General features: G+C 62.8%; 12 protein-coding genes. 1 reads left to right on the top strand and 11 read right to left on the bottom strand.

Features of this window, described 5'->3' with window-relative positions; all coding sequences use genetic code 11:
• Positions 1-680: 680 nt before the first annotated feature.
• Positions 681-869: a nucleoid-structuring protein H-NS gene (locus tag HU749_RS07935; protein WP_217870597.1), complete on the bottom strand. Its 189-nt coding sequence runs from the start codon at positions 867-869 to the stop codon at positions 681-683.
• A 410-nt stretch (positions 870-1,279) separates the two neighbouring features.
• Here HU749_RS07935 and HU749_RS07930 point away from each other — a divergent pair, with 410 nt between their 5' ends.
• Positions 1,280-2,533 (top strand): OprD family porin, encoded by a 1,254-nt coding sequence (locus HU749_RS07930; protein WP_079303723.1) that lies wholly within the window; start codon positions 1,280-1,282, stop codon positions 2,531-2,533.
• A gap of 206 nt (positions 2,534-2,739) precedes the next feature.
• Here the strand turns inward: HU749_RS07930 and pcaC are convergent, their stop codons facing one another.
• From pcaC to pcaK, 10 genes are all read right to left on the bottom strand, one after another.
• Positions 2,740-3,132, bottom strand: coding sequence for a 4-carboxymuconolactone decarboxylase (gene pcaC / locus HU749_RS07925; RefSeq protein ID WP_014336968.1), 393 nt, complete (start codon positions 3,130-3,132; stop codon positions 2,740-2,742).
• Positions 3,133-3,142: 10 nt separating this feature from the next.
• The gene (gene pcaD / locus HU749_RS07920) at positions 3,143-3,943 is read right to left on the bottom strand and encodes a 3-oxoadipate enol-lactonase (protein ID WP_046065673.1); all 801 of its coding nucleotides are present in this window, start codon (positions 3,941-3,943) and stop codon (positions 3,143-3,145) included.
• A 12-nt stretch (positions 3,944-3,955) separates the two neighbouring features.
• Positions 3,956-5,320 carry a 3-carboxy-cis,cis-muconate cycloisomerase gene (locus HU749_RS07915; protein ID WP_079303722.1) on the bottom strand — a complete coding sequence of 455 codons (1,365 nt, stop codon included), beginning with the start codon at positions 5,318-5,320 and terminating at the stop codon, positions 3,956-3,958.
• A 44-nt stretch (positions 5,321-5,364) separates the two neighbouring features.
• On the bottom strand, positions 5,365-6,660 hold the full coding sequence (locus tag HU749_RS07910; RefSeq protein ID WP_079303720.1) for an MFS family transporter: 1,296 nt from the start codon (positions 6,658-6,660) through the stop codon (positions 5,365-5,367).
• 275 nt (positions 6,661-6,935) lie between these two features.
• On the bottom strand, positions 6,936-7,502 hold the full coding sequence (gene pcaG, locus HU749_RS07905) for a protocatechuate 3,4-dioxygenase subunit alpha (RefSeq protein ID WP_018610921.1): 567 nt from the start codon (positions 7,500-7,502) through the stop codon (positions 6,936-6,938).
• Position 7,503: 1 nt separating this feature from the next.
• A complete protein-coding gene (gene pcaH / locus HU749_RS07900; protein ID WP_186651920.1) occupies positions 7,504-8,208 on the bottom strand; it encodes a protocatechuate 3,4-dioxygenase subunit beta in 705 nt (234 codons plus the stop codon).
• A 37-nt stretch (positions 8,209-8,245) separates the two neighbouring features.
• A complete protein-coding gene (gene pcaF, locus HU749_RS07895; protein WP_172436122.1) occupies positions 8,246-9,451 on the bottom strand; it encodes a 3-oxoadipyl-CoA thiolase in 1,206 nt (401 codons plus the stop codon).
• A complete protein-coding gene (locus tag HU749_RS07890; protein WP_014336962.1) occupies positions 9,448-10,227 on the bottom strand; it encodes a CoA-transferase subunit beta in 780 nt (259 codons plus the stop codon). Before HU749_RS07890 ends, pcaF begins: the two co-directional genes overlap by 4 nt.
• Positions 10,224-11,084 (bottom strand): CoA transferase subunit A, encoded by an 861-nt coding sequence (locus HU749_RS07885; protein WP_003198638.1) that lies wholly within the window; start codon positions 11,082-11,084, stop codon positions 10,224-10,226. Before HU749_RS07885 ends, HU749_RS07890 begins: the two co-directional genes overlap by 4 nt.
• Before the next feature lie 215 nt (positions 11,085-11,299).
• On the bottom strand, positions 11,300-12,646 hold the full coding sequence (gene pcaK / locus HU749_RS07880; RefSeq protein WP_046065668.1) for a 4-hydroxybenzoate transporter PcaK: 1,347 nt from the start codon (positions 12,644-12,646) through the stop codon (positions 11,300-11,302).
• Between the last annotated feature and the right edge of the window lie 72 nt (positions 12,647-12,718).

The following is a 12,718-nucleotide window of genomic DNA, read 5'->3' as shown; positions in this document are numbered from 1 at the left end:
TTGTTTGTGTGCGCTTTAACGCTGGCCTATGTGGGAGCAAGGCTTGCCCGCGATGGCGGCCTTACGGCTGGCCAAGATTTTGTTGATCGGGTACATATCCATTGCTGCGGTAACGGCGGCTTAGGGTTCCGCCCTGACGGCGGGTCACTTTCGAAAAGCGCGAAAGTAACCAAAGCGCTCCTGCCCCACCCCTCGGTGCCTCGCTAGGGCTCGGCATGCCCGCACTCCGGCATTGCTCCGTGGGCCCGCCGCGAAGGGCCATCCATGGCCCAGCACGGCTATCCCGGCATCCATGCCGGGATGCCCACTGCACAATGCCTGCGTTCGGCCAGCGTGGTTAACGGGGCTCCCGAGATCAACGTCCGCCACGAGGCGGCCTTAGAGCCGACCTGACTCTCCTGGTCGTACACCCATCAGATCTGTGGGAGCAAAGCTTGCTCGCGAAGACGGCGGCACATCCAACGCTGATGCAGGCTGGTCCACCGCTATCGCGAGCAGGCTCGCTCCCACAGGGATTTGCAGTGCCCGCAAATCTGTAGGTCGCCACTGACCCAATGTGGGAGCGAGCCTGCTCGCGAAGACGATGGCACAGTCGTTGGAGATGTTGAATGCTCCGGCCTCTTCGCGAGCAAGCCCGCTCCCACAGTAGGAACGCGATCATCAAAGAACCAGGTCGGCTACTAGGCCGCCTCGTGGTGGACGTTGATCTCGGGCGCCCCGTTAACCACGATGGCCGCACGCAGGCATTGCGCAGTGGGCACCTCGGCATGGATGCCGAGGTAGCCGCGCTGGGCCATGGATGGCCCTTCGCGGCGGGCCCACGGAGCAATGCCGGAGTGAGGGCACACCGAGCCTAGGCGAGGTGCCAAGTGGTGGGGCAGGAGCGTTTTGCTTACTTTTGCGCTCTTCAAAAGTGAGCCGCCGTCAGGGCGGAACCCTAAGCCGCCGTTACCGCAGCAATGGATATCGTACTCAGCCAAGACTGACAGGCCGCCATCGCGAGCAAGCTCGCTCCCACAGTGGAATGCGTCCATCCAATCAGTTTTTTGCCGTTCGATAATCGCCCAAAACCCACAATCGGCAATTGAACCGATCCCGGGCGGCCCTTCACCATCGCTCGCACAAAACCAATAACAACAGGTTCGACGCCATGCCCCTACACCCCGCCTCACCCGGCTGATCCTCGATCACCCTGACGCCCCTGGCTCCACCCTTACCGCCAGCACCTCAAACGTGCGGCAACGACTCGCTTCGTCCACAAAAAATAGAGACAACGCCCATGAAGCCCACACCGCACCTTCTCCCCAGCCTCATTGCCGTAGCCCTGACCAGTACCGCCCTGCCCGTCCTGGCTGCGGAATCGGGGTTTGTCGAGGATGCCAAGGTCAACCTCAACCTGCGCAACTTCTACATCAACCGCAACTTCACCAACCCGAACAATGCCCAGGGCAAAGCCGAGGAATGGACCCAGAGTTTCATCCTCGACGCCAAGTCCGGCTTCACCCAGGGTACGGTCGGTTTCGGCGTGGACGTGCTGGGCATGTACTCGGTCAAGCTCGACGGCGGCCGTGGCACGGCCGGTACACAATTGCTGCCTGTGCATGATGATGGTCGCCCCGCCGACGACTTCGGTCGCCTGGGCGTGGCCCTCAAGGGCAAGGTGTCGAAGACCGAACTGAAGGTCGGTGAATGGATGCCGGTGCTGCCGATCCTGCGTTCCGACGATGGCCGCTCCCTGCCGCAAACCTTCCGCGGCGGCCAGGTGACCTCCACCGAAATCAACGGCCTGAGCCTCTACGGTGGGCAATTCCGCGCCAACAGCCCGCGCAACGACGCGAGCATGGAAGACATGTCGATGAACGGCCGCGGCGCGTTCACCTCCGACCGTTTCAACTTCGGCGGCGGTGAATACGCCTTCAACGAAAAACGCACCCAGGTCGGCGTCTGGTACTCGGAACTGTCCGACATCTACCAGCAAAAATATTTCAACCTGACCCACAGCCAGCCTATCGGCGACTGGACCCTGGGCGCCAACCTCGGCTACTTCATCGGCAAGGAAGACGGCAGCGCCCTGGCCGGCGACCTGGACAACAAAACCGCGTTCGCCATGCTCTCGGCCAAATTCGGTGGCAACACCTTCTACGTCGGCCTGCAAAAACTCAGCGGCGATGACGCCTGGATGCGCGTCAACGGCACCAGCGGCGGTACCCTGGCCAACGACAGCTACAACTCCAGCTACGACAACGCCCAGGAAAAATCCTGGCAAGTGCGCCACGACTTCAACTTCGCCGCCGTCGGCGTGCCGGGCCTGACCCTGATGAACCGCTACATCAGCGGCGACAACGTGCACACCGCCACGGTCGACGATGGCAAGGAATGGGGCCGTGAAAGTGAGCTGGCTTATACCGTGCAGAGCGGCGCGCTGAAGAGCCTCAATGTGAAGTGGCGTAACTCGACGATGCGTCGGGATTACAGCACCAATGAGTTCGATGAGAACCGGTTGATTGTCAGCTACCCGATCAGCTTGCTGTAAAAGCCAGACAAGGAGAGAGGCTGTACCACCGTCATCGCGAGCAGGCTCGCTCCCACAGGGAATCAGTGCCGAGCACAAAATCAGTGCTCACTGAAGATCCAGTGTGGGAGCAAAGCTTGCTCGCGATGGCGGTGGGTCAGTGGCATTGCATCGCGAGCAAGCTTTGCTCCCACAGTATTGACTCCCACAGGGACTGGCGGTGGTTCTCAAGCCCGCGATTCGACGCCCAGTTCATCCCAGACGGATTCGGCCAGGTGGAAGGTGGCATTGGCTGCCGGGATGCCGCAGTAGATGGCGCTCTGCATGATCACTTCCTTGATCTCGCTGCGGCTCACGCCGTTGTTGGCGGCGGCGCGCAGGTGCAGCTTGAGTTCTTCGTTGCGGTTCATGCCGATCAGCATGGCAATGGTGATCAAGCTGCGGGTATGGCGCGGCAGGCCCGGGCGGGTCCAGATGTCACCCCAGGCGTGGCGGGTGATCATCTCCTGGAATTCGCTGTTGAACTCGGTCAGGGCATTGAGGCTGCGATCGACGTGGGCATCGCCCAGCACCGCGCGGCGCACTTGCATGCCTTCGTCGTAACGTTGTTTCTCGTCCACAAAAAACTCCTCAGGCACGGCCGGAATCGAGCAGGAAATCCAGCACCCGCGCGCTGAACGCGGCGCCGGCCTGGACGTTGGACAGGTGCGCGGCGTAGAACTCGGCGTACTCGGCCCCACGGACCCGCTCCTGGATAAAGTGCCCACCCGACGGCGGCGTCACGGCATCTTCGGTGCCGGCGATCACCAGCAGCGGTACGCGAATCGACGACAACTGCTCGCGAAAATCGGCATCACGCACCGCCGCGCAGTTGGCCGCATAGCCCTGAGGCGAAGTGGCGGCGAGCATGTCGGTGATTTTTTTTGCCGTCGCAGGCTGGGCCTCGGCAAAGTCAGGGGTAAACCAGCGGGCAATCGAGGCATCGCGCAACGCCACCATCGCCGCCTTGCCGTCACGCAGCACGGTTTCGATTCGCGGGTTCCACACCGTCGGGTCGCCGATCTTGGCTGCGGTGTTGCACACCACCAGTTTGTGCAGGCGCTCGCCGGCGTTGATCCCCAGCCACTGGCCGATCAACCCGCCCATGGACAAGCCACAGAAATGCACCTTGTCGAGGTTCAACTGATCAAGCATCGCCAGCACATCACGGCCCAGTTGTTCGATGCTGTAGGGGCCTTCGGTCACCAGCGATTGACCGTGGCCGCGCGTGTCGAAGCGCAGCACACGAAAGTGTTCGCTGAAAGCCGCGACCTGCTCGTCCCACATGTGCAGGTCAGTGCCCAGGGAATTGGAGAGCACCAACACAGGGGCGTCTTGCGGCCCATCAAAACGATAGTTCAGATCGCCCTCGGCGAGTTTGACGAATCCCACAACAATCTCCTTTCAGGCGTTCAAGGCAAGGTGTTCGGCCACGGCCCGGGCGACCCAGGTCTGGGCTTGTCCAAGGTAGTGCGCCGGGTCGAGCAGATGATCAAGCTCGGTCGCGGATAGCTGCGCAGTGACCTGAGGTTCATCCCCCAGCACATCACGCAAATGCCGTTGCTCGGCCACGGCGCGCTTGCAGCATTGCTCCAGCAGATGGTGCGCCGTGTCGCGCCCCACACGCTGGGCCAGGACGATGCTCACCGCTTCGGCCAGCACCAATCCCTGGGTCAGTTCCAGGTTGCGGGCCATGCGCGCCGCGTCCACTTCCAGCCCTTCGGCCAGCAGCCGCGCCTGTTGCAAGGCACCGGACACCAGGCAGCAGATCTCCGGCAGGGTTTCCCATTCGGCGTGCCACAGGCCCAGGCTGCGCTCGTGTTCCTGGGGCATGGCGCTGAACAGCGTCGACAACAAGCCAGGCACTCGCGTCGCCGCACCGATCAGCACTGCCGCGCCCACCGGGTTGCGCTTGTGCGGCATGGTGGACGAACCGCCCTTGCCCGGCGCCGACGGCTCGAACGCTTCGCCGGCCTCGGTCTGCATCAACAGGCTGATGTCGCGGCCCAGTTTGCCCAGGCTGCCGGCGATCAAACCCAGCACCGCGCCGAACTCCACCAGGCGATCGCGCTGGGTGTGCCACGGCTGTTCCGGCAGGTTCAGTTGCAACTCGGCGGCCAGGGCTTCGGCGACAGGCAGCGCCTGTTCACCCAACGCGGCGAGCGTTCCGGAGGCACCGCCGAATTGCAGTACCAGCAAGCGCGGCTTGAGTTCTTTCAAACGTTGGCGACTGCGGGTGATCGCCCCCAGCCAACCGGCGATTTTCATGCCCAGGGTCACCGGTGTCGCGTGTTGCAGCCAAGTGCGCCCGGCCAGCGGCGTGGCGGCGTAGCGTTCGGCTTGGCGGGCCAGGATGCCGGCCAACTGCGCCAGCTCTGCCTCGATCAAGCCCAACGCCTGGCGCAGTTGCAGCACCAGCCCGCTGTCCATCACGTCCTGGCTGGTCGCGCCCAGGTGCACATAGCGCTCGGCCTCAGCGCTCTCAGTGGCGATGAGCTTGCCCAACGCCTTGACCAACGGGATCGCCGAATTGCCGGCACTGGCAATCGCATCGCTCAACGCGGAAAAATCGTACAGCTGGGCACGGCAGGCGTTCTCGATCGGCGCCACCGCATCTTGGGGAATCAACCCTACCCGAGCCTCGGCCCGGGCCAGCGCGGCTTCGACATCCAGCATGGCCTGGACCCGCCCCGCATCGCAGAACACCTCGCGCATGTCGCGGGCGGTGAAGTAGGCATCGAACAGCTGATTGCCCGGTCGTTCGCTCATAAACAGTCCTTGGATGCGCCAGCCTCACGGCCGGCGCGGTTGGGTCAAAGGTCGTGGTGCAAATACGCCGGCTGCTTGGGCAGGCGCAGGCTGAACAGGAACGCCACCACCATCATCACCGTGACATACCAGTAAAAGGCGTTCTCCATGCCCTGGGCCTTCAGGCTCAAGGCAACGTACTCCGCCGAACCGCCAAAAATCGCATTGGCCACCGCGTAAGCCAACCCTACTCCCAGTGCCCGCACTTCAGGTGGAAACATTTCCGCTTTCACCAGGCCACTGATGGAGGTGTAGAAACTGACAATCGCCAGCGCCAACGTAATCAGGACAAACGCCAGGAACGGGCTGCTGATGCTTTTGAGGGTCAGCAGGATCGGCACCGTGCACAACGCCCCCAGGCCACCGAACCAGAGCATGGAATTACGCCGGCCAATCTTGTCCGCCAGCATGCCGAACAACGGCTGCATGCACATATACAGGAACAGCGCGCCGGTCATGATGTAGCTGGCGGTCTTGGCGTGCAGGCCGGCGGTGTTCACCAGGTATTTCTGCATGTAGGTGGTGAAGGTGTAGAAAATCAGCGAGCCGCCGGCGGTGTAGCCCAGCACGGTGATGAACGCAGCCTTGTGGTCGCGAAACAGCGCCGCGATGCTGCCAGCGTCCTTGTTCTCGCGCATTTCCTTGCTGCTGGTTTCCTTCAGGGAGCGTCGCAGGAACAGGGAAATCAACGCAGCCACAGCGCCCACCACGAATGGAATCCGCCAGCCATAGGCGCGCAGTTCGTCTTCGCTGAGGAACTGTTGCAGGATCACCACCAGCGACACCGCCAGCAGTTGCCCGCCGATCAGCGTCACGTACTGGAACGAGGCGAAAAAGCCACGTTGGCCCTTGAGGGCGACTTCGCTCATGTAGGTGGCGGTGGTGCCGTATTCGCCACCTACCGACAGGCCCTGCAGCAAGCGCGCGAACAACAGCAGCAGCGGCGCCCAGACGCCGATGTCCTTGTAGGTGGGCAGGCAGGCGATGAGCAACGAACCGAAGCACATCATCAGCACCGAGATCATCATCGAGTTCTTGCGCCCGTGACGGTCCGCCACCCGGCCGAAAATCCAGCCGCCGATGGGTCGCATCAGGAACCCGGCGGCGAACACACCGGCCGTGTTGACCAGTTGCACCGTAGGGTTGTCCGAGGGGAAGAATGCCGGCGCGAAATAAATCGCACAGAACGCATAGACGTAAAAGTCGAACCATTCGACCAGGTTGCCGGATGAGGCGCCGACGATGGCGAAGATGCGCTTGCTGCGTTCTTCACCGGTGTAATGGCTGATTGGGGTGGCCATGGGTTACTCACTCGTTGGGGACTGACGAAGTTCTAGACACACTTAGTAACAGTCCCGTTCCACAGTATTGCATTGCCTGGACTGACGCTATCGCGGGCAAGCCTTGCTCCCACAGGGATTGCAGCATCTCTGTGGCGAGGGAGCTTGCTCCCGCTGGCTTGCGCAGCAAGCCCAAGCTGACGACCCGGTGTATCAGGCCGGTCGTGCTAGCCGGGTTTGCGACTGCTTCGCAGCCGAGCGGGAGCAAGCTCCCTCGCCACAAAATCGCCCATCACTCAGTAATCGAAGAACACCGTCTCGGCATCCGTGCCCTGCAGGATCACGTTCCACTGGTACACGCCCGACGCATCGGGTTTGCTCACGATCGTGGCGCGACGCTCCTCAGGCACGCAGGCCAGCAGCGGGTCGGTTTCGTTGGCCTGTTCGCCGTCGAAGTAGATGCGCGTCAGCAAATGCTTGACCAACCCGCGAGCGAACACCAGCACCACCAGGTGCGGTGCCTGGGTCGTACCGTTCAACCCTGGCACAGTGCCCGGCTTGATGGTGGTGAAGCGGAAGCGCCCTTCGGCATCCACCGGCACCCGGCCGAAGCCTTCGAAGTGCGGGTCCAGGGGTTTGTCCTGGTCGTCTTCCGGGTGGGCGTATTTGCCGGCGGCGTTGGCCTGCCAGACTTCCAGCATCGCGTCGTTGACGAACTGGCCATTGCCGTCGACCACCTGCCCGGTGATCGCCACGCGCTGGCCGAGGGTTTGTGTGACGGTCAAGTCTTCGCGGTTCAGCCAGGTCAGGCCGATGTGGTAGTACGGGCCAACGGTGTGGGACGTGGTGGCGGTGAGCGTCATCTTATTTCTCCATCGGCGTGGCATCGCGGCCGCGCAAGACGATGTCCCAGCGGTAACCGAGGGCGTAGTGAGGGACGGTTTTTTCCAGGTCGAAACTGGCGATCAGGCGTTCCTTGGCACGGGTGTCCGGCACGCAGTTGTAGATCGGGTCGTAGGCCAGCAACGGGTCGCCAGGGAAATACATCTGCGTCACCAGGCGCGTCAGAATGCTCGGCCCGAACAGTGAAAAATGGATGTGCGCCGGGCGCCAGGCGTTGTGGTGGTTGCCCCACGGATAGGCCCCAGGCTTGATGGTCTGGAACTGATACCAGCCGTCGGCGTCGGTGACGGTACGACCGGTGCCGGTGAAATTCGGGTCCAGCGGCGCGTCATGGTTGTCGCGGTCGTGGTTGTAGCGACCGGCGGCGTTGGCCTGCCAGATCTCTACCAGGATGCCCGGCACCGGCTGGCCATGCTCATCCAGCACGCGCCCGTGAATGATGATCCGCTCCCCCAGCGGCTCGCCGGCATGCTGGGCAGTCAGGTCGTGGTCCTTCTCCTGCAAGCGGTCGGCACCGACAGTCGGGCCGGTAATTTCCGACAGCGAATGAGGCAGGAACACCAACGGCTTGGACGGCGAGCGCAGGTTGGTGGACTGGTACGGTGGGTGCAGATACTCCGGCTGGGTGCCCGCTTGGGGGCGACGATAACCAGGCTTGTCAGTCATGCAGCGTTCCTCGATTTCTTATTAGTAGAACGACGCGTCAGACGCGTTCGATCGCCAGCGCCAGACCCTGGCCGACTCCGACGCACATGGTCGCCAGGCCTTTCTTGCCGCCGGTCCTTTCCAGGTGGTGCAACGCCGTCAACACCAAGCGCGCCCCGCTCATGCCCAGGGGATGGCCGAGGGCGATGGCCCCGCCGTTCGGGTTGACCTGAGGCGCATCGTCCGCCAGACCGAGGTCGCGCAACACCGCCAGGCCCTGGCTGGCAAAAGCTTCGTTGAGTTCGATCACATCGAAATCCGCGACCGCCAGGCCCAGACGCTCAGTGAGCTTGCGCACCGCCGGCACCGGACCGACGCCCATCACTCGGGGCGCCACGCCGGCACTGGCCATGCCCAGCACTTTGCCGCGCGGCGTCAGGCCGTGTTTCTTCACCGCTTCGGCCGACGCCAGGATCAGTGCAGCCGCGCCGTCGTTGACACCCGAGGCGTTGCCGGCGGTGACGGTCTTGTCGGGGCCGTTGACCGGCTTGAGTTTGCTCAAGGTTTCCAGCGTGGTGTCGGCGCGAGGATGCTCATCCTGCTCGACCACGGTTTCGCCTTTTTTATGGGTGATGCGCACCGGAACGATTTCTTCGGCAAAGAACCCTGCCGCCTGGGCCGCTGCCGTGCGCTGTTGGCTGCGCAAGGCGAAAGCGTCCTGGTCGGCGCGGGACACGGCGTAGTCATCAGCCACGTTATCAGCGGTCTGCGGCATCGCATCCACACCGTACTGGGCTTTCATCAATGGGTTGATGAAACGCCAGCCGATGGTGGTGTCTTCCAGCTTCATGTTGCGGGAAAACGCCGCGTCGGCCTTGCCCATTACGAACGGCGCACGGGACATCGACTCCACGCCGCCAGCGATGGCCAGTTCCATTTCACCGCTGGCGATGGCGCGAAACGCCGTGCCGATGGCGTCCATGCCCGAGGCGCAAAGACGGTTGAGGGTCACGCCGGGAATGCTTTCCGGCAGGCCCGCCAACAGCAGCGCCATGCGCGCCACGTTGCGGTTGTCTTCGCCGGCCTGGTTGGCGCAGCCGAGAAACACTTCGTCCACCGCGCTCCAGTCCACCGATGGGTTGCGCTCCATCAGCGCCTTGATCGGCACGGCCGCCAGGTCATCGGCACGCACGGCGGACAAACCGCCGCCAAACCGACCGATGGGGGTTCGAATCGCATCACAGATATAAACGTCGCGCATCAGGCTTCTCCCGGTGCCTGGCCGTGGGCCGCCGCGGTACGAGCTTCCAGGTCGCGCAGTGCGCGCAGCTCCACTTCGGTCGGTTCGGCGGTGGTTTGCACCTGATCGGCGAAACGAATCGCCCACCCGGTGGCCGCAATGACTTGCTCGCGGGTCACGCCAGGGTGCAGCGCGGTGACCACGAACTCATGGGTGTCGGCTTCCGGTTCCATGATGCACAAGTCGGTGATGATACCGACGGGACCGGCGCCCGGCAGGCCCAGGCGTTTGCGCGAATCGCCGCCTTCACCGTGGCCGACCGAGGTGATGAAATCCAGCTTGTCGACAAACGAGCGAGCCGACTGCTTGAGGATGATCAACACGCTCTTGGCAGAGCCGGCGATTTCCGGCGCGCCACCGGCACCCGGCAAGCGGACTTTCGGCTGATGGTAGTCGCCCACCACCGTGGTGTTGATGTTGCCGAAACGGTCGACCTGGGCTGCGCCGAGGAAACCGACGTCGATGCGTCCGCCTTGCAGCCAGTAGCGAAAAATCTCACCGGTCGGTACGACGGTATCAGCGGTTTCCGCCAGCTCACCGTCGCCGATGGACAGTGGCAGTACGCTGGGCTTGGCACCGATCGGGCCGGATTCGTAGATCAGCACGACGTCCGGCGACGACGTCAGCCGCGCCAGGTTGGCCGCTTTCGACGGCAGGCCGATGCCAACGAAGCACACGGCATTGTTCTTCAAGCGACGCGCCGCGGCGACGGTCATCATTTCGTTGGTGGAGTAAGTCATGGTTTCACCTGCGAAGCGGCTGCCAGTCTGGCCTGGAATTCACTGAAGTCTTTAGTGCCATGGATGTATTCGTTGATCCAGGCGGTAAAGGTCTCACGGTCCCGGGCGATCGGATCCCACGCCTGGTAGAAACGGTTGTCACGCTCGGTGTAACCGTGGGCGTAGGACGGATGGGCACCACCCGGTACCAGGCACACGGCACTCAATGCCCAGGTCGGCAGCACGCAGGCGTTCATCGGTGCATTGAGGTCGTCGACGATTTCTTCCACGGTGACGATGCAACGCTTGGCGGCCAGGGCGGCCTCTTTCTGCACACCGAGAATGCCCCACAGCAGCACGTTGCCCTTGCGGTCGGCTTTCTGAGCGTGGATCACCGTGATGTCCGGGCGCACCGAAGGTACAGCGGCCAATACTTCACCGGTGAAAGGACAGGTCACGCTCTTGATCAGCGGGTTGACCTTCGGCAGGTCGGAACCGGCGTAGGCTCGCAGCACTGCGAACGGCAGGCCGGAGGCGCCAGCGACGTAGGCGTTGGCCAGGTCGGCGTGGCTGTGTTCCTCGATCTCCAGCGGGTGCGGCCATTGTTTCTCCACAGCATCGCGCAAGCGGTGCAACGATCCGACGCCAGGGTTGCCGCCCCAGGAGAAAATCAACTTGCGAGCACAACCGGCGCCGATCAACTGGTCGTAGATCAGGTCAGGCGTCATGCGTACCAGGGTCAGATCTTTCTTGCCCTGACGAATGATTTCATGACCCGCCGCCGTAGGAATCAGGTGAGTGAAGCCTTCGAGCGCGACGGTATCGCCGTCGTTGACGAATTGCTTCACCGCGTCGTGCAGCGAAAGGATTTCAGCCATGGGGCAGGCTCCCGTTTTCCAGTAGACCGACATGAAGAAAAAGGCGCGAGGTTAAGCGCCGGAGTGACTGAAGATTAAGCCTGGGGGAAAAGCCAAACAATCCGATAATCGACTGAGTGTTCGTTTATCGAACAGATTGTTGTTTGGCTATCTATATTCGCCCAAGCACACAGAGCCCGCTCCCACAGGAGTTCCACTGGGGTTAGGTCGTGGGCTCAGGTCGCATCCGCATGACTGACCATGCCCTTGATCACCACTGCCGTGGTCGCCAGAGCTGCTGGGATGACCAGGGCGGTCAGGACCTGTTCGAAGTTCCAGCCCAGGCCCAGCAGGGTCGCGCCCATCCAGGCGCCGAGGATCGCGCCGAAACGACCGATGCCCAGCATCCACGAGACACCGGTGGCGCGGCCTTGGGTCGGGTAGAAACGCGCGGCCAGGGAAGGCATCGCCGATTGCGCGCCGTTGACGCACATGCCGGCCACCAGCACCAGGGTCGCGAGCAAGGTGATGTTGCCCAGGCTCTGCCCCACCGCGTAGGCAAACACCCCGGCCATCAGATAGAAAATGCCGATGACCTTATGCGGATTGAACCGGTCCATCGCCCAACCCACCCCGACGGCGCTCAACACGCCGCCGAATTGGAACAGCGCACCGATAAACGCTGCCTGCTCCATGCTCGCGCCGCTGTCGCGCATCAGGGTCGGCAGCCAGCTGGTCAACAGGTAGACGATCACCAGACCCATGAAATAGGTCAGCCACAGCAGCAAGGTGCCGGCGCTGTAGGTACCGGAAAAGATCACCGCCAGCACGTTGCGGGCTTTCACGGTTTTCTGTTCCGGCACACTGAAGCTCGCCGCTTGGGCCACCGTGTTCGGGTCGATCGGCGCCAGGGTCTTGCGCACCTTGTCGGTACCGCGATTGCGCACCACCAGGTAACGCGCCGACTCTGGCAGCCAGAACAGCAACACGACCGCCAGGATCAACGGCAGGATCCCGCCAATCAGCAGCAGGCTGTGCCAACCGAACGCCGGTATCAGCTTGGCGGAGATGAACCCGCCGCCGGCCATGCCCAGGTTGAAGCCGCAGAACATGCTGGTCACCAACAGGGATTTCTTGCGTTCCGGGGTGTATTCCGAGAGCAAGGTGGTGGCGTTCGGCATCCCGGCGCCCAATCCCAGGCCGGTCAGGAAACGCAGTACCAGCAATTGATCGACGTTGGTGCTGTAGGCCGACGCCAGGCTGAACGCGCCGAACAACAGGACCGCGCCCACCAGCACGACTTTTCGTCCGAAGCGATCAGCCAGCGGCCCTGAGCCCAATGCGCCGAAAACCATGCCGATCAGCGCGGCGCTCATCACCGGGCCAAGGCTGGCGCGATCGATGCCCCAGTCCTGGGACAGCGCCGGGGCGATGAAGCCCATGGCCGCTGTATCGAGGCCGTCGAGGAAAACAATCAGGAAACAGAGAATCACCACCCGCCACTGGTAGCGCGAAATGGGTTGGGCATTGATGAAGGACTGCACGTCGAGGCAGTTGCCTACGGAGGTCTGGGGCTGGTTCATTTTATTTTTATTCCACGCGATAAACGCAGGCGAACGATCAGGGACCGGCGAAACCCGCCGGATGACGCTGCG

The organism is Pseudomonas ogarae, from assembly GCF_014268695.2.
GTDB classification, from domain to species: Bacteria; Pseudomonadota; Gammaproteobacteria; order Pseudomonadales; family Pseudomonadaceae; genus Aquipseudomonas; species Aquipseudomonas kilonensis.
The sequence above is the reverse complement of the archived record's forward strand: the minus strand, read 5'-3'. Positions and strand labels throughout refer to the sequence as shown.

Excerpts from the sequence above, each read along its gene's own strand:
- HU749_RS07930 (WP_079303723.1), top strand. The coding sequence starts at position 1,280 with ATGAAGCCCACACCGCACCTTCTCCCCAGCCTCATTGCCGTAGCCCTG.
- HU749_RS07915 (WP_079303722.1), bottom strand. The coding sequence starts at position 5,320 with ATGAGCGAACGACCGGGCAATCAGCTGTTCGATGCCTACTTCACCGCC.
- HU749_RS07910 (WP_079303720.1), bottom strand. The coding sequence starts at position 6,660 with ATGGCCACCCCAATCAGCCATTACACCGGTGAAGAACGCAGCAAGCGC.
- pcaG (WP_018610921.1), bottom strand. The coding sequence starts at position 7,502 with ATGACGCTCACCGCCACCACGTCCCACACCGTTGGCCCGTACTACCAC.
- pcaH (WP_186651920.1), bottom strand. The coding sequence starts at position 8,208 with ATGACTGACAAGCCTGGTTATCGTCGCCCCCAAGCGGGCACCCAGCCG.
- HU749_RS07890 (WP_014336962.1), bottom strand. The coding sequence starts at position 10,227 with ATGACTTACTCCACCAACGAAATGATGACCGTCGCCGCGGCGCGTCGC.
- HU749_RS07885 (WP_003198638.1), bottom strand. The coding sequence starts at position 11,084 with ATGGCTGAAATCCTTTCGCTGCACGACGCGGTGAAGCAATTCGTCAAC.
- pcaK (WP_046065668.1), bottom strand. The coding sequence starts at position 12,646 with ATGAACCAGCCCCAGACCTCCGTAGGCAACTGCCTCGACGTGCAGTCC.